This is a genomic window from Bradyrhizobium sp. 23 (genome assembly GCF_023073295.1).
Classification (GTDB): domain Bacteria; phylum Pseudomonadota; class Alphaproteobacteria; order Rhizobiales; family Xanthobacteraceae; genus Bradyrhizobium; species Bradyrhizobium canariense_D.
In genome coordinates, this window is sequence record NZ_JADPJF010000129.1 from 20,031 (window position 1) to 36,861 (window position 16,831).

17 protein-coding genes are annotated in these 16,831 nt (G+C 60.4%); 2 read left to right on the forward strand and 15 right to left on the reverse strand.

Going from position 1 to position 16,831, the window contains the following annotated elements:
• Positions 1–128 precede the first annotated feature (128 nt).
• Positions 129–1,169 (forward strand): AI-2E family transporter, encoded by a 1,041-nt coding sequence (locus IVB32_RS31070; protein WP_247395329.1) that lies wholly within the window; start codon positions 129–131, stop codon positions 1,167–1,169.
• A 764-nt stretch (positions 1,170–1,933) separates the two neighbouring features.
• The gene (locus IVB32_RS31075; protein WP_247412511.1) at positions 1,934–2,458 is read left to right on the forward strand and encodes a YetF domain-containing protein; all 525 of its coding nucleotides are present in this window, start codon (positions 1,934–1,936) and stop codon (positions 2,456–2,458) included.
• 29 nt (positions 2,459–2,487) lie between these two features.
• Here the strand turns inward: IVB32_RS31075 and IVB32_RS31080 are convergent, their stop codons facing one another.
• The 15 genes from IVB32_RS31080 to fdhD all read right to left on the reverse strand — a co-directional run bounded on the left by IVB32_RS31080 (position 2,488) and on the right by fdhD (position 16,649).
• Positions 2,488–3,246 carry a ZIP family zinc transporter gene (locus IVB32_RS31080; RefSeq protein WP_247391781.1) on the reverse strand — a complete coding sequence of 253 codons (759 nt, stop codon included), beginning with the start codon at positions 3,244–3,246 and terminating at the stop codon, positions 2,488–2,490.
• A gap of 142 nt (positions 3,247–3,388) precedes the next feature.
• The gene (locus IVB32_RS31085; protein ID WP_247412513.1) at positions 3,389–3,841 is read right to left on the reverse strand and encodes a mechanosensitive ion channel family protein; all 453 of its coding nucleotides are present in this window, start codon (positions 3,839–3,841) and stop codon (positions 3,389–3,391) included.
• Between the two features lie 5 nt (positions 3,842–3,846).
• Entirely contained in the window at positions 3,847–4,278 is a 432-nt protein-coding gene (locus tag IVB32_RS31090; RefSeq protein WP_247412514.1) for a DUF4396 domain-containing protein, read from the reverse strand.
• 125 nt (positions 4,279–4,403) lie between these two features.
• Positions 4,404–5,180 carry a Crp/Fnr family transcriptional regulator gene (locus IVB32_RS31095; protein WP_247412515.1) on the reverse strand — a complete coding sequence of 259 codons (777 nt, stop codon included), beginning with the start codon at positions 5,178–5,180 and terminating at the stop codon, positions 4,404–4,406.
• Positions 5,181–5,277: 97 nt separating this feature from the next.
• Entirely contained in the window at positions 5,278–7,059 is a 1,782-nt protein-coding gene (locus tag IVB32_RS31100) for a glycoside hydrolase family 15 protein (RefSeq protein ID WP_247412516.1), read from the reverse strand.
• 9 nt (positions 7,060–7,068) lie between these two features.
• The gene (locus IVB32_RS31105) at positions 7,069–8,124 is read right to left on the reverse strand and encodes an SDR family oxidoreductase (RefSeq protein WP_247412517.1); all 1,056 of its coding nucleotides are present in this window, start codon (positions 8,122–8,124) and stop codon (positions 7,069–7,071) included.
• Between the two features lie 12 nt (positions 8,125–8,136).
• Entirely contained in the window at positions 8,137–8,523 is a 387-nt protein-coding gene (locus IVB32_RS31110; RefSeq protein ID WP_247412518.1) for a sensory rhodopsin transducer, read from the reverse strand.
• The gene (locus IVB32_RS31115; RefSeq protein WP_247391856.1) at positions 8,520–8,960 is read right to left on the reverse strand and encodes a PPC domain-containing DNA-binding protein; all 441 of its coding nucleotides are present in this window, start codon (positions 8,958–8,960) and stop codon (positions 8,520–8,522) included. The genes IVB32_RS31110 and IVB32_RS31115 overlap by 4 nt, the downstream gene beginning before the upstream one ends.
• A gap of 10 nt (positions 8,961–8,970) precedes the next feature.
• Complete coding sequence (locus IVB32_RS31120) at positions 8,971–10,626, reverse strand: GMC family oxidoreductase (RefSeq protein ID WP_247412520.1); 1,656 nt, start codon at positions 10,624–10,626, stop codon at positions 8,971–8,973.
• Entirely contained in the window at positions 10,616–11,284 is a 669-nt protein-coding gene (locus IVB32_RS31125) for a gluconate 2-dehydrogenase subunit 3 family protein (protein ID WP_247391862.1), read from the reverse strand. The genes IVB32_RS31120 and IVB32_RS31125 overlap by 11 nt, the downstream gene beginning before the upstream one ends.
• Positions 11,277–12,086 (reverse strand): hypothetical protein, encoded by an 810-nt coding sequence (locus IVB32_RS31130; protein ID WP_247412523.1) that lies wholly within the window; start codon positions 12,084–12,086, stop codon positions 11,277–11,279. Before IVB32_RS31130 ends, IVB32_RS31125 begins: the two co-directional genes overlap by 8 nt.
• Before the next feature lie 127 nt (positions 12,087–12,213).
• Positions 12,214–13,311, reverse strand: coding sequence for an enolase C-terminal domain-like protein (locus IVB32_RS31135; protein WP_247391868.1), 1,098 nt, complete (start codon positions 13,309–13,311; stop codon positions 12,214–12,216).
• On the reverse strand, positions 13,308–15,083 hold the full coding sequence (locus IVB32_RS31140; RefSeq protein ID WP_247412527.1) for a thiamine pyrophosphate-requiring protein: 1,776 nt from the start codon (positions 15,081–15,083) through the stop codon (positions 13,308–13,310). The genes IVB32_RS31135 and IVB32_RS31140 overlap by 4 nt, the downstream gene beginning before the upstream one ends.
• Positions 15,084–15,281: 198 nt before the next feature.
• On the reverse strand, positions 15,282–15,647 hold the full coding sequence (locus IVB32_RS31145) for a hypothetical protein (protein ID WP_247391873.1): 366 nt from the start codon (positions 15,645–15,647) through the stop codon (positions 15,282–15,284).
• Positions 15,648–15,791: 144 nt separating this feature from the next.
• Positions 15,792–16,649: a formate dehydrogenase accessory sulfurtransferase FdhD gene (gene fdhD, locus IVB32_RS31150; protein WP_247412531.1), complete on the reverse strand. Its 858-nt coding sequence runs from the start codon at positions 16,647–16,649 to the stop codon at positions 15,792–15,794.
• Between the last annotated feature and the right edge of the window lie 182 nt (positions 16,650–16,831).

Consider the following 16,831-nt stretch of genomic DNA (forward strand, 5'->3'; position numbering starts at 1 on the left):
ATTTGAGGCCGCAACAGAGTATTACATACATCGCGACGCGATCGCCGCGATGATGTTCCGAGTGGTCTCGCCAGCGCAACTTCAATGTCGAGCTTCGGAATCTGGACTGTTCCGACAAAGGAGACGAATTGGAAGACAAATTGACTGTTCATGTGAGGCATATCGAGCGCACCCTCCGTGTAAGCGCAATGGCTCTATTTCTCGCCCTCTCGGTCTGGCTGCTTCGCGACATACTGTTGCTCTTGTTCAGCGCCGTGGTCATCGCTTGCGTTTTGCGGGGTGCCAGCAACGCGGTCCGTCGCGTAACGCGCCTTGGGCCGTACACGTCCTTGATTTTCGTCATTCTCGTGACAGGCCTCGCACTCGGTGCGCTACTGTGGTGGAGGGGCAGCGCCATTTTCAATCAAGCCGACGAGATCAGCCAGCAACTGAGAACCCAGCTGGCACGGATATGGGGCGAACTGCAAAACAACCCGTGGGGCTCGATTTTGGCTCAACAGCTGCAGATCGCCGGAAAGTCTCTGCGCACCGGCCTGACCGGCTACGTCACAGGCGTCGTTGGCTCCGTTCTCGGCATAGGTGGCACTCTCGTCGTGACGGCGGCGACAGCGATATTCCTCGCTGCGTCGCCCCAATTGTACCTCGAAGGCGCGCTTCGTTTGCTTCCAACGGCCTGGCGACCTCGCGGCCGAGAAGTTGCCGGAGAGCTCGGTGCTACGCTTAGGCTCTGGTTTCTTGGTCAACTCGTCGACATGCTGATCGTTGGTCTGCTCCTCGGATTTGGCCTTCTCCTCATCGGTTCGCCCTTGCCACTATCACTGGCCCTACTGGCGGCCCTTCTGAACTTCGTGCCATACATCGGGGCACTTGCCGGCGCAGTGCCGGCGATCCTTGTGGCTCTGGCACAGTCTCCTGCCCTTGCCGCTTGGGTCGGGCTCTTGTTTTTGACGATCCAGCTGTTGGAAGGAAATGTTATCGCACCATGGATCCAGAAACGAACGGTCTCGCTGCCACCCGCACTCACGATCCTTTCCCAAACGATCCTTGGCACTCTCTTTGGTTTGATCGGGCTGATCGTTGCCACGCCCTTGATCGCTGTCCTGCTCGTTGCTGTCCGCATGATCTACGTCGAAGGCTTCCTGGAGCGCGAAAGTAAACAGGCTGCCTAGTTCAGGAATACTACTGAAAAGGTACGGAGGCGATGGAGTTGGTACGGTGTCGTACACTCGTGTGTCTGACCAGCAATCGGCGCGACATAGTGTCCCGAACCCTTGACTCCAGAAACCAAGATTGCAGGCTGATGTTGAGACGGCATTCTGAAATTACAGGAGCCACAGATGCGGAGACTCACACTTGCCCTTTCTCTCACCGGCCTGATCGCGATATCTCCTATCAGCAGTACCCAGGCTGCGCCCCTGACACCGCTCTCGGCAGCCGCGAGCCCGACGGAGCACACGTCGACAGTGCAGGATAGTCTCACGCAGGTTCGCTGGCGCGGCGGCTGGGGAATCGGCGCGGGACTGCTGGCAGGAGCGCTGATCGGCTCCGCCATTGCGACCCCGTATTATGAGGAATATCCGCCGTACTATGGTTACACATACCCATACGGCTACGGTGGGTACTATCCGGCTTACACCTACACACCTTACTGGGGTGGCTATGGTTGGAGACCGCGGCCATACGCCTGGGGCCCGCGCCCCTGGCGCGATAGCTACGGCTGGTCCTCGCCGAGACCGTGGGGATATACCGTCCGGCGCGCACATCCCTGGCGTCATAGCTACGGCTGGGCGCCAAGGTACCACCGGCATCATCATCACGGCGTCGTCCGCGCTCATCATAGGTGGTGATGCGCCGCAGTTGGAGCGAAGTGCCCGGCGCATTCAGTCATAGGAGAGATGCGCTGGGCAACAGGCACTTTGTTGGAAATTACTTTATGGCTGAATTTGCTCCGAGTTGGCAGGCGCTCATCCACACCGCAGTGGCCGCTGTGCTCTCGTATTTCGTGATCATCATTCTGATCCGCGCCTTCGGTCAGCGCGCGCTGGCAAAATGGAATGCCTTCGGATTCATAGTCACCATCGCGCTCGGGTCTGCGATGGCAACGGGCATCTTATCGGCACGCGTTTCAATCCTGCAAAGTACCCTGGCATTTGCTCTTCTCCTGGGATTGCAGCTGATGTTCGCCACCATCTACACCCGCTGGCCGCGCCTTCGGGTCATATTCAACCCTCCCCCAGAGCTTGTCTTTCGTCACGGCAAATTCATCGCTTCAAAAATGAAGAGACACCGGATTGCGGAGCAGGATGTCCGTGCCGCGGTGCGCTCGCGGGGGATCGATCGCATTGAAGACGTTGATGCGGTCGTGCTCGAATCCAATGGTTCTCTCAGTGTTCTCAAGTCGGTTCATTCAGGCGCTTCAGCACTGCTAGACGTCAGGGACGATGAACGGCCCTCATGATGGTCAATCCGCACCACCACTTTGGCAGTTCAGTCGGGCGGACCAAAACCGTTTGAAAGCGCAAAGGCCACCAGGAGTCCGAAAACGACCAGTACTCCCGTGAGTTTGCGATCGCCCTCGACGGCCTCGGGGATCATCGTATTGACGACCATCGTCAGCAGTGCGCCCGCTGCAACCGCGTCGACCGTCGCCACAACTGCCGGCGGCGCGCCGCCCAGAAACGCAGCACCAGCCATTGATGCCAACCCGGAAAGCACCGCAATAGCGCTCCACAATCCGAAAATGTAGCCGGCCGACCTTCCGGCAGATCGCATTCCAAGCGCGCTGGACAGCCCTTCGGGAAAATTCGAGAGGAAAATTGCGGCGAGCATGGCGATGCTGACGCCTCGGCCGCTGAGTAGCCCGAGGCCGAGGACAACACTTTCGGGAATTCCATCCAGTAGTGAGCCGATGGCTATGGCGAGGCCACCTCCTTCGCCCGCCTTTCTCTGCTCGTTGCCGGAATGTTTACGGCAATGGCCGCCTTGCTGGGAGACGATCCAGTCGGCGACAGCGTAAGAGACCGATCCAGCGAGTGCGCCCCCCACGATTGGCCAAATACCGCCCTCACCGAAGCCATCCTCCAGCAGATCGTAAGTCACGGCCGATATGAGAACTCCGCAACCAAACGACATGATTCCGGCGGCAACAGTTCGGGGCATCTTCAGCAGAAAGGCTACTGCAGCACCTGCGATCAGCGACGAGGCTCCCAACAGTCCCCACAAGCCGGCGGTGAGCGCTAGGGACATCGAGGAATCAAGCCTCTCGCGTTGGCGGAGCCACCACTGGACGTCCCGCGACCGTCGACCGCTCGCCGGCCTGTTCGACGCCACTCCGAACGCAACGCCACCTGAACAGCCGCGTTCCTAAGCAGATCTGGCTGAAGCGCACCTAAGAAGCAGGCGGGGCGCCGAGACGAGCATCGGCCGAGATCCGCAAAGCTGGCATTCCCACAACGTCATAAGTTGCGGACGCCACGGAGATTCCCTCTTGATCAAGGCCCGATAAGATCTCCCGGCTGATTGCGTCTTTCAGCTCGCGAACACCGTGCACGGGAGCAAGAAAGCGAAGCGTCAGCTCAAGCCAATTGTCGGTCAAGCGCCAGTAAACGCGGGGCTCAAAGTCCGACATTGTGTGACCATAGACGCGCTTCATCTCGTCGGAGAACTCTTCGGCCCTCGACCTAAAACCTGCGGTATGTGCCTGCGCAGCATCGACCAGCAACTGCTCAACCTTTGCTCGGTCATCCTGGTACCGCACCGGCAGTTTAATCTCATCCCAAATGAACGGGAATTCGCGGGTGTAGTTGTAGACCGGCTCGTCGAACACCTTGCTGTTCGACACAGTCACTATGCGCCCGAGGCGAACAGGTAATCCACCACCCAGATGGCGAACATCTTCTCTGAAAAGAGGCTTTTCCATCCGGCCCAGATTGCAATCACCGGAAACGCAAGCGCAATGGTTTCAGCGATGATGTCCCCGAGAGTACATCCGGCTCCGCAGTGCATGGCACCTTTTGCCACCATGACAGGGAAAGGAGTGCCCTTCTTGCTATCGGAGTGCTCATTTATCTCAGCCGCATCACGCGCTGCAAGCCGCCCAAATTGGTAGTACATCCACAAGGTCAGTACGGTGCCGAACAGACCGTTGACTGGCCAGACGACATTCATGATCCACATGCGCTGTGGATGCCGGATCAGGTCGATCGCGATTACGATCGCGCAGACAAGTCCGACGGCCAGACTAGCCAGCGCCATATCTCTAAGCCAAATTGGAATCATGGCTCCTCCGTTGCTCGGAGAAGCAAACGTTCTGAAGATCGCTTTCGTTCAAATCGAGCCTCGGAGTTGGGCAGGATCAAGAGCTTTATCGCGAGCGAGCTCTCTGCAGAAGTCGTATTCGATGTTCAACTCCGCAGACGGCGGCCGATCTGCCTATCATACTCGCGCTGTATCAATCCAGAGCACGAACAGGCAAAATGCTCCAGTCGAGCCCGGTCGACCAGAGCTATCGCTGCTCGGGTGTTGCGGATGATGCCGGCCTGTTCGAACGTCTCGAGACATTCGCTGACACTGGCCCGACGAATCCCGAGTAATTGAGCTAAAACAGCATGCGTGATCGACAGTTCTCCAGAGTCCATTGCGTTTGCCGCGACCAGAAGCCAGCGGGCAAGTCGCTGCTTGACGGAATGGAGCGAGTTGCAGGCTCCCACCTGTGACGTTTGAAACAAGACAAGATTGATGTAGGAGAGGATCACTCCACGAAGGACCCCAAGATCGTCAAGCGCGGCGAGAAAGGCCGGCGTCGGAATTCGCAGTGCCGTTCCGCCCACCTGAACGACCCGACGGTGCGGCGGCATCGGATCCTCCGGCGCCAAAACGCAGGGGGCGCCGATCATTCCCTCGGAGCCAACCAGCCAAGCCTCGACGAAGCGCCCGTCATCGACCTTCGCCGAGACCGATACCAGACCGCTGCCAAGAAAGTAGACATATTCCATCGGCAAGCGCCAATGGTGAAGGACCTGACGCGGCTTGAGTTCGACATCCATCCCGATCGACCGGAGCACTGTCAGCTCCATTTCTGGGATGCAGCGCAGCAGCTTGTTACGTGCTGCCAAGGGGCGAACGCGGCCTTCAGGTGCAGTCGATGTCGGAACTAGGCCTGTCGCCTGACCGTCCTGCATTGCTGTGCTCCCCGCACCCCGGGATCGATCGGAACCGTCCACAGGTCTGCGAAGAATACGCATCGGGTCATCGGCGGTTCCTTTTTCAGGATTACAACTATTGTCCGTGTCCATCACCCCGGTTTGAGGCCTTCTGCTCGAACCGAAGGGCTGCTCGGACCAATGCCAAATGGCTTAATCCCTGCGGGAAGTTGCCGGCAAGGCGTCGATTACGAACGCTGAACTCCTCGGCCAGAAGTCCCAGTTCGTTTCGCGCCCGCAAGAGGTGCTCAAGGGTGCGCTCCGCTTCCACCCGCCTGCCTTGCATAAGCTGACATTCCGCAAGCCATCCGCTGCATGTGAGGAATGCTCCCTCACGAATCCCATCCGACGTCCTGCGGTGGACGTAGCCCTCATGTACGAGCTCGCGCTCGATCGTCGCGATGGTCTTGTCGATGCGACGGTCCGTGATTGGTAAAAAACCCACAAGCGGAAGATTGAGCAAACTCGGATCCACTCCGTCAGATCCGTAACACTCCACGAACGCCTGTCGTTCAGAGTCGAACGCCTTCTCGCATATTTCGCGATGCATCCGGTCCCGAAGTCCATTCATTCGCCTAACAAAGCCGCCGTCTGTAGATTGGTAGAGATCCCCACGGCGGACGAACCGATCCACCGCGGCCCATGCAGAGACTTTGGAATAGGTGTAGTGCTGCGGATTCCCTCTCGATTCCCACAGACCGTGGTCGGGCTCGTTCCAGACCCGCTCGACGTGAGCGATCACGGCCGCAACCAGATTGCCTTCACGGTCGGTCGGGGCAATGCCTGCCTTCGCCGCCGCAGCCACCGCATCCAGCAGTTCGCCGTAGACGTCGAGCTGCCGTTGGGCGGCGGCGGCGTTGCCAATTCGGACCGGCCTCGCTCCTCTATAACCGGGTAGCCAGGATGCGGTCCACTCCTCCAACCGCCGCGAGCCGTCCACCCGGTACATGATCCTGATCTTCTCGGGTTCGCCACCAGCGGCCCGGAGAAGCCAGTCGCGGAATGCCTTGGCTTTCTCGTGATACCCCGCGTCGAGCAGAGCGGTTATCGTAAACGCCGCATCACGCAACCAGCAATAGCGGTAATCCCAGTTCAGGTCCTCGGCGGGCGCCTCTGGAAGCGAGGTAGTCGGAGCGGCAATGATGCCGCCTGTAGAGCGATAGATCATCGCCTTAAGGGTCAGGAGCGAGCGCCTGACGGCCTCGGGCCATCGCGTTTTGATCGTGAACTTCGCGATCCAGCTGCGCCAATATTCTTCTGTCGATCGCAGCGCTGCGTCCGCCGCAATCGGCGGAGGTGGTGCCGCAGTTGCGCTGCCATATCGCAGACAGAACGCGATCTCTTCGCCTTCACTCACCTCCACTTCCGAAACGATGCACGTGCCCCGCTGCGAAACCCGCGTCGGCGCGTGTAGAACGACAACATCGGGACCCACGAACGCCACGGCTCGATCGTGACCGATTTCCAGGGCAGGTCTCAACGACCCGTAGTCGAAGCGAAGATCCAGCTCGCTGCGCAAGCTGACCATCCCGGCAAGGCCCCGAACAATCCGGATTACGGCAGAGGCGTCGTTCTCAACCGGCATGAAATCAATCAGCCGGACATGGCCCGTTGTCAGCACGAAATCCGTCTCCAGGACGAGGGTATCGTCTCGATACCGACGGCTGGATGAAGTGATGGCATCGACCGGTGCGAGCTTCCACCATCCGTGTGAGCTCGTACCGAGTAGCGCCGCAAAGCACGCATCCGAATCGAAGCGCGGCCAACACAGCCAATCGATCGAGCCGTCACGGTGAACAAGGGCCGCCGTCTGGCCGTCTCCGATCAGGCCGTAGTCCTCGATGAGCTTCACCGCCACGGGAAGCACTCATCCAAACCGCACATTGCGTTCACGCCTGCGAGAGGCGCGCCTCTGTGCAGTCAGAGCCAGTGCAACCGCCCCCAGCAGCGCCGCCAATGGAGCAAGTCGCAGCATGCTCGCAGACCCGACGAACGCTCTGTTGGTCGCTTCCGAATCGAAGCTGCCCCTCATACGATGGAGACCATGCAGCGGCCGGTCGAGATTGTCCGGCCGGCTTCCGTCTATTGGGCGATCCGTCTGTTGACCGCTGATACAGGTTTGGGCGAGATAGCGGTCCAGCAGCCCTGGCAGGATCATGTTGCCGAAAATGACCTTGAGAGTGCTGAAACCGATCCAATACTCCCTGGCGGGCGTTTGAGCCGCATCATATACGACATTCGCGATCACCTCGGGCTCAACCACGGGCGCCACCGGACGGGGGGAATGAGACATATGCGCCCTTGCCCAATCGAACTGCGGTGTATTCACCGCCGGCAGCTGAAGCATCACGAGGTTGATCCTGCTCTGCTCGTGCCTTAGCTCGCTCCGGAGCGAATCGGTGAAGCCGCGAATGGCGTGCTTGGCACCGCAATAGGCCGACTGCAGCGGGATCCCACGATAGGCCAGCGCCGATCCGATCTGGATGATCGTGCCCCTATTGGCGGGCCGCATGTGGCCCAGAGCCGCCATCGTGCCGTGCACGAACCCGAGATAGGTGACATCGGTGACGCGGCGAAATTCATCCGGCGTCATGCGCCAGACCGGCGAAAACACCGTCACCATAGCATCATTGATCCATATATCGATCGGACCGAGCGTCGACGCAATACGATCTGCGGCCGCGAAGACAGCGCTGGCATCCGCAACGTCGAGAGGCATCACGACAGCCCGTCCGCCCACGCCCTCGATCTCGCGCCGCACCTCTTCGAGAGCGTCCGCATCTCGGGCGATCAGACCGATGGCGTAACCGGCGCGGCCGAAACGATGGGCGATGGCCCGTCCAACCCCGGCCGATGCCCCGGTAATCACGACGACTGGGCGTGATCGGCCTGGTACCTCACGCCCGCTCTCTTCGCTTCGCATAGGTACACCTCTTCATTGCGGCACGGCCGGGTAGGCAATGGTCGAGAGTAGCGCCATCCCGGGTTGGCGCGAGTCCAGTCTGGTATGCTGGACGATGAGCGGCGCACTCGATTCAATCAGGAAGGCGTAGCTCGTGTCGCGTGGGACGGGCGCCGGATCCGTCAAGTCGTTGAAGCGCAGATGCAACGTCCGCCGAGCTGGCACCTTCACCCGGTAGGGGCCGACCGGATCTCTGTTCTCAAAAAACAGAGTGATCTGAACGTCGGCATCTTTCTCGCCAACGTTCAGAAAGCAAGCAGCTTCGTGAGACACGAGATCATGCGCATCGCTTACGCTGTCGCTTGGGATATAGCCTTCTGGGATGGCCCACAGCGTGCGTCCGATACTCTGCATTGTCATCGCTCCAGCTTGATCAACGCCAGCCCGGTCACTGGGTCGCGCTCCTTCTGAAGATGCGTGGGGCTTTCGGTTACGATCACCTCGAGGGTGGGACGCACCCAGCCCGATCCCAGATGGCCGGCGAGAGCCGTACCGTCGCGCCGGCCGACGACAAGATGAATGTGCACGGACGGTTCGCCCGAAGGCGAAACCGCGACATCACCGACAAGCGAGGCAACTTCTACCTGTTCGTCCACACGGTTCTCGAGGTAAGATTTACTTTCCCAATCGAAGTATTTCAGCATCAGACCGCTGAATGCTCCGATGCCGGTCACTTGCGCTGCAGAAAGCCGCTGCTCTGCCGCAAACGACTTGAGGCTTTCCATCGCCTCATCGCCGCTGTCGAGGACGACCGCAAAGGTTCGCTGCGGGCCGTCATTGAGAAGCTTGTGCCTCATCCTCATCCTCCTAGTTCAATCTGATCTCTCCCAGTCGGGACAGGGTACGGATTCGGTCTGCCGTGCGGCATGCAATTGCCTGGATCGTGAGGGAAGGATTCGCGCCGCCCACGGTGGGAAAAACGGAGCCATCGCAGATCCACAGATTGGGGATGTCCCAGCTGCGGCAATCTGCGTTGACAACGCTGCTGTCCGGTCGATCGCCCATCCGGGCCGTTCCATTGAGGTGACAGGTGTCGTCTTCCTGGACCCAAATGTTTCTGGTGCCAATTGCGCCCAGAGCTCGGCTCATGAAGGCGATCGAATGATTGATCAGGCGCTTGTCATTGTCGCACCAGGAATAGGTCACGCGCGGAATTCTGAGCCCGTACTGATCTAGTTCGTCCGCCAGAGTGACGCGGTTGTTTTCTTGGGGCAGCATCTCGCCCACGATTTTCAAGCCGACAACGTGATTGTAGCGCTTCATCTCCTCGACCAGCCGTGCTCCCCACAGACCGTGCGCCGTTGCCTGTGTGTTGGCCCAGAGCTGCGGCAAAGGGCCTTGGCTCATGTAGGCGTAACCGCCAAAGAAGTCCTTCCCTTCGTCCTCGTAATTCCAGTGCTCGGTGATTGCCAGGGACGGAGGTCCCTTGTACGAGCGAACTTCTTCGTCCATCTCGCCCCACACGGCCTGGTTTGCCTGTGCCATGAGGTTCTTGCCAACAAGTCCGGTACTGTTTGCCAGGCCGTCAGGAAACTTGTTGTTTGCCGAATTCAGCAAGAGCCTCGGCGTCTCGATCGCATAGCCAGCCACCACCACGTTGCGTGCCTTTTGGAAGTGCCACTTGTTTTGACGGTGATAATGGACACCGGCGGCGAGGCCATTCGCGTCGGTCTCGATCCGGCCGACCATGGCGAGATCGCGAATCTCGGCGCCGGCAGACAGAGCGCGCGGAATCCAGGTCACAAGGGCACTTTGCTTAGCATTGGTCGAGCAACCGGTCACGCAGAAGCCGCGATAGACGCAGGGATGCGCGAGACCACGCGGCGCAGAGAGGGTTGCAAGCGGTGTTTCCGTCCAGGCAATACCGAGGGCTTCACAGCCGCGCGCGAGCGCGCGGGCTGCAGCGTTGAGCGGATGGGCGCGATAGGGATAGCGCGGACGCGGCGGCCCCCAAGGATAGCTGACAGGTCCGGATATTTTGAGGGCCTGCTCGACCTCCGTATAGTAAGCCCACATCTCGCGCCAATCGATGGGCCAGTCCGCACCGTATCCGAGTTTGGTCCTTGCTTTGAACCATTCCGGCCGGAACCGAAGCGACACCATTGCGAAATGCACCGTCGAGCCCCCAACGGCCTTGCCGCTGTTATTCCTTCCGAGCTGCAGGGGATTGTCGCCATCGACGATACGATCATCGGTCCAATAAAGCTTGGTTTGCTCGGACTCGTCGGAGGCGAAATCCTCCAAAGGGCGAAAGTAGGGTCCGGCATCCAGGGCAACCACCGAGAAGCCGTATTCGGCCAGTTTGCAGGCGAGTGTCGCACCGCCGGCGCCCGTCCCGACGATCACGAAGTCGACCGTTTCGTGGTCGGCATATCCTTTCATGCTCACCCAGCCGCCGGGCCGGAAGACGTCGGGCGCGCGACCGTGGCGTGCGCGGGGAGTGTGCCGGGGATCATCGGACATTGCGATTGACCCTCAGAGCGTCAGCCTCGCGACCCGGCTTTGCTTCGGCCGCCTCCCACGGATCCCGATCGTTGAAATCGAGGCGCACGTAGCCGCGCGGACTGGCCGGTCCGCCCCAGCCAATCTCGCTCCAGGAGATCGGGTGTGCGTAATACGCCAGAACGATGTCGCGCAGAAGTCGGTGCTTGAAAAAGGTTCTCGACGGCATGCCCGCCCATTCGGGTGATTTCAACTCCCCAGCTTCGCAGAAGCGCAGCAAAGAGTCTTGCTCGGGGTCATCGATTTCCGTGAAGCGATTCACATAGCGGGCCCGCGCCTCCGCATCGAGAGCTTTCAGCCCGGTTCGCCAAGCTTCGTCGTCGCGTGGCAGACCGGCGGTCCGATAACCGTCCATGACACCATCGTCGAGCTTTCGGTCAAGCAGCGCAGCAACGGGAATCGGCGATCTTGATGAAGGTTGCGGTACGACGCGGTCGGCGACAGCGGCGAGGGTTTCGAATTCTTCCCTGGTGAAAAAGCGCGGCTCGTCAGCTACCCTCAGGCGAGCTGCCACCACCTGCCGGGTCTTGTCATTCCAGGACGGGCTCCGCCATTTCGCAAGGACGTCGTAGCCAGGGTAAGGGTCCCCAGCGCGGCGCTCCGCCTTCCTGTCAAGCATCCCGCGCCTCTCTCATCAGTTCGAGCGCCGCGAGCCCCGCCAGTGCAAGGCCTGAAAAACTGGGGGGCGCCGGCAAGGGCGGTCCATTGAGAATGTTCTGGCTCCAGTTGCGCCAGCCTCCCATGTTTCGTGAGATTCCATACGCGTGGAAGCCAACGCCGATAAAACCCATTGCGGCAAGCAATCGCATCCACCATCGCGCGAGGCCGCGCGTCCGCCCTCCGCCGTTTAACACGGCACCGGCGAGCAAACCGGCCCCGATGGGCGGGATAGTGACGGGAACGGCCATGAAGGGGTTGTGAAAGGCACCGCGAAAATGGAGCAGACCTGCTTCTCCCGTGGTGCCGAGCAGGCCCAGCGCAGTTACGGTAGCGACCGTCTCGCCCGCAGGAAGGTTGAACACCCGGTGAGGTCGTTGACGTCCATTGGCGCGCACCCGTTCCGAGCAGAAGCCCAACAGCCCGGAAAGCAGAATAGCCATGGGAGCTCCGAGGGGGGCCCCGTAGAAGAAATTTTGCCAGCTAAACCCGCCCACCTTCTTCCTCACGTTGTAGATGTGAAAGCCGGTTCCAAGCAGGCCAGTGGCAGCTGCCAACAGATACGATGTATCGCGTGCCCTATGCGCGGCCGGACGCATGTCAGCCGTGCCGTGCAGGCTCATGGCCAGTGTCAGCCCGGCAACGACGAGCGGGGTGAACATCGCCTTGTTCTTGAACGACCCCCGGTAATGCTCAACGGCACTGTCTGCAAGCACCGATGCAGCCAGCGTACCCGCCGCTCGATTCAACCGCCGCGCCGCCATGACGGTCTCTGTCTCGCCCCATCTCAGACGCGAGGCCGGACGAGTTAACGACGATTGCACCCGTGCGCGCTCTGCTTTGCTTCCCGCGACGTGGGGGACACGGCGCGCTCTCTCAATTTCGGCTCGGTTAGATCGCATAGCGTGCAGCGTCCGCTTCCTTGAATATCAAACCATTCCCTGGTCGCGCCAGGTCGGGCTCGATCGCCCCATCACGTGGCGTCGGCGCGCCCTCGAAGAGCATGTGCTCGATGCGAACGTGGTCGTGAAACCATTCCAGGTGCCGCAGCCGCGGCGCCGCGCAAGCGGCGTGAAGATGCAGAGCGGGTGCGCAATGACCTGACAGGTCGATGTGGTGCGCCTCGCAAAGCGAGGCTATCTGCAGGAAACCCGTCACGCCGCCACACCGTGTAATATCCGCTTGCTGCACGTCGACGGCGCCGGATTCGAGCATCTCGCGCACATAGTCGGTCGTATAGGCATACTCGCCTGCAGCGACTTCCATGCCTGCCGGGGCACGGGCGCGAACCGCGCGCAGACCTTTGAGATCGTCGGATGACACCGGCTCCTCGATCCATTTGACGCCGTGCTGCCCGAATGCATCCGCAAGCTGAAGCGCCTGCTGCACCGAGTAGGCGCCGTTTGCATCGACGAAGAGATTGGCGCGCTCGCCAATCGCGCGGCATGCGACCTGCACGCGGTGAGGATCGAGGTCCGGCTCGGAGCCCACTTTCATCTTGACGTCCTTGCACCCTTCGTCGGCAACCCAGCTGCCGAGCTGCCGGGCCAGCTCGCCGTCAGAGTAAGTCGTGAAGCCTCCGCTTCCATAGATCGGCACAGTCGTACGGTAGCTTCCGAGCAATTGAACCAACGGCACATCCAGGAGCCGCGCCTTCAGATCGTAGAGAGCTAAATCGACGGCAGAGATCGCATTTGCAGCCAGACCGTCGCGACCCAGGTTGCGGACCGCGCGCTGCATCGCCCTCCAGACGGCCTGAGGTGCCAAGGCATCCTTGCCACGGACGATCGACGCGAGCTTGCCTGCGATCAGCGCGGCAATGCTGCGATCGGAATACGTGTAGCCGATCCCTGACTTGGCGCCGGCGGCGATTTCGACCACGACGAGAGTCGTGGAATTCCAACTCATGGTCCCGTCCGCCTCGGGCCTATCGGTTGGAACTTGGAAGGTGCGCGCTTTTACAGCATCGATGGAGAGATCGGCCATCATTCCTTCCCGGGTAGGACGGTCGTCAGCAGCTCCTTGGCGCTGTTCTTCAGAACGCTGCCAAGCTCCGGTTCGGAAGGAATCATTCTTATGAAGTTCTTGGCATCCTTCAGGGTGATGTGGGGCGGCAGGGGCGGCACGTTTGGATCCGTGTACGCCTCGAGCACGACGGGACGATCCGCCGACAGCGCTTCATCCCAGGCGGCACCGACGCGTTCCGGATTGTCGACAAAGATGCCTTTGAGGCCGATCAGCTCGGCGTAGCGGTGATACGGAAAGTCCGGAATACTCTGGGTCGATAGCGTCTTTCCTACCCCGAGCTGAATCCGCTCCTCCCACGTGACTTGATTGAGATCGCGGTTGTTGAGAACAAGGACGATCAGGTGTGGATTTGACCACGTCTGCCAGTATTTCGAGATCGTGATCAGGACGTTAAGTCCGTTCATTTGCATGGCGCCGTCGCCCATGCACGCGATCACTGTCCGGTCTGGATAAGCCATCTTGCCGGCCATGGCGTAAGGTGTCCCCGCACCGAGAGAAGCCAGACCTCCGGAAAGCGACGCCTTCATTCCCCGGCGCATTTTCAGATCGCGGGCATACCAATTTGCGACCGACCCCGAATCCGCGGTTATGATCGCGTTCTCAGGCAGACGGGGCGAGAGTTCCCAGAATACACGTTGCGGATTGAGGGGCTCCGCTGAATCCATGGCGCGCTTCTCGAGCGTGCGCCACCATTCTTGCACGCCTTCCTCTATGGCCCGTCGCCACGACGAGTTTTGCTTCTGCTGAAGGTGTGGCAGCAGTGCCTGTAAGGCTTTAGAGCTATCTCCAACGATGTTGATCTCCATCGGATAGCGCAGGCCCAACCGGGCGCCGTCGATATCGATCTGAACGCCGCGCGCCGATCCGGGCTTCGGCAGGAACTCGCTGTAAGGAAACGCCGAGCCGACCATCAGGAAGGTGTCGCAGTTCTTCATGAGGTCCCAGCTGGGCTTTGTGCCGAGCAATCCGATGGAACCCGTCACAAAGGGGAGATCGTCCGGCAGGACTGCCTTTCCAAGCAGGGCTTTGGCCACCCCGGCCTGGAGGCGCTCGGCCACCGCAATGACTTCATCGGTGGCATCCAGTGCCCCCGCGCCAACCAGCATGGCAACCTTACTACCGTTGTTCAGGATCTCGGCGGCCGCGCGTACCAGATCGTCTCGCGGCTGCTTCGCCGGCTCGGCATAGCCGATGCCGGTGTGGGTCGCACCATGTGCGAGAGGCGGGTCCTGGTAGTCCAACTCTTGCACGTCCTTGGGCAGGATCACGCAGGTGACGGCGCGCTTGTTGTCTGCAATGCGTACGGCCCGATCGATCAGGTGACGTACTTGCTCGGGGACGCTTGCCTGCGCGACGTATTCGGCGACGTCCTGAAACAGGACTTGCAGATCGACTTCCTGCTGATAGCTCGCCCCGATTGCACTCCTTGCCTGCTGGCCGACGAGCGCAACCACCGGAACGTGGTCCATCTTGGCGTCGTACAGTCCGTTGAGAAGGTGAATTGCGCCAGGCCCAGAGGTCGCATAGCAAAAGCCCACCTGCCCCGTGAACTTCGCGTGAGCGGAAGCCATGAAGGCCGCCATCTCTTCGTGCCGGACCTGCACGTACTCGATCTTGTCTTTCGCGCGTTCGAGGGCGACATCTAGTCCTCCGACGCCGTCACCCGGGTACCCATACACCCGGCTCAAACCCCATTCCGAGAGCCGATGCCAAACAAATTCGCTGACGTTCATTGGATTTTCTCATGTTCTTTCGCGCGCTGCGCTGGAGCAACGATCAGACAATCAGAACGTTTCGGAGCTTGCCTGATCGTGCCCTGGATGTTCGTACGCTCGCGTACGCATCAGCTTTGCTCATCGATGCTCGCACCACCTGACGAACATCGCGGGCTCGTTCTGGTGGACCGCAATGTTCGGCGCGGGTGCGGGAACCTATTTTGAGTTAGCGCCATCGTTCGACGGACTGGAGCCGGTGGTGCCCTGAGATTTGTTTGCCGAGCCAGATCCAGTCGTGGTCGTGTTCATCGCTTCAAACACCGACATGCCATGAGGACCGATGGTCATCACCATGGGGTTGCCATCCTTCGTCTTCGCCTGAACAACGAAGGATTCGGCCACGACTTTGATGTCGGTGAAGCCTGCCTTCTTAAGATCATCCTGAATTTTCTGTGCTGCCGTAGTCTGGGCCGAGGTTGCGGCAGACTGCGAGGTACTCGTGGAGTTAGTGCCACTTTGCGCGAGCGCCGGACCGGAAACCGTTGCGGCGAGCAACAGGGCCGCCAAGAGCGTGGTCTTCATCGCTGTCTCCTTCGGTTTTGTTGGACGGAATACCACCACAGCGCCGGAGGGCTTCAGACGTTCCGACCCAAGGAGTTGGAGCGATGCGATGTCGGTACGAGACCGGACGAAGGCATACGACGTTCTTTGGGACGGAGCTGGTTCTTAAGGTCTCGCGGAAAACAATTCAGAGCCGGCCAGCGCGGCGGACTCCAACTCTTCCTCTCCAAAGCTAAGTCGGCCTGCGTGGCTAAATATTTCGTAGCCATCATCGCGCGCGACCCCGACGAGCGTTACGCCGGCACGCTCAGCGGTCTCGATCGCCAGCGAAGTCGGCGCGGACACGGCGATGAGCAACGGCACGCCCATTCGGGCCGTCTTCTGGACCAGTTCGACGGAGACCCGACTGGTTATGAGGACAGCCCCCCGGGACGTTTCGAGGCCGGCTCTGGCCGCCGCACCAGCGAGTTTGTCCAGTGCATTGTGGCGTCCGACATCCTCCCTTACCAATCGGATGTCATGGCCGTCCCAGAAGGCCGCAGCGTGCATCGCGCCCGTCGCCTGGTTATGATGTTGGAGCGGTCGCAAGGAGCGCATCGCCTCCAGAAGGTCGAAGGGGCGAAACCCGCCCTCGCTGACTACGCGCGTCGGCCGCGGGCAAGCCTGTTCTAGGCTTTCAATTCCGCACAGGCCGCAGCCGACCGGCCCGACCATCGCCCTCCGCCTGTTGGCGAGGAGGTCACCATAGGAATCGTCTAGCCAGATCCGCACTTCGCAACCGAGCTCGAGCTCGACGACTTCGATGCTGATGATGTCCCCACCATGCTCCACAATGCCCTCGCTCAAGCTGAAGCCTACGCCGAAATCCACGAGGTCAACGGGAGAGGCCATCATCACCGCGTAAGTCGAGCCGTTGTACGTGAGCGCTATCGGCCGTTCCTCTGCGACCTTGCGAGAGGATGGAATCGGGCTACGCCCGCGCCACACCAGCTCTGGTTTGTCGCGCGTACAACGATCCTGCATATCCCGCTCCGAGGTTGGCTTCTGGCAACCTCAGCCATCGGGCCGCGTTCCCTGGCCATCATCCATTGTCGGGCCCCGCTCCCGCTGTTCAACATCGCGCGATCAAAACCATTCCCTTGGTACGGCACCGCGCACAGATTTCCTGAGCGGAGAATGCGTGTGTCGCCCGTCCGTCGATGGTC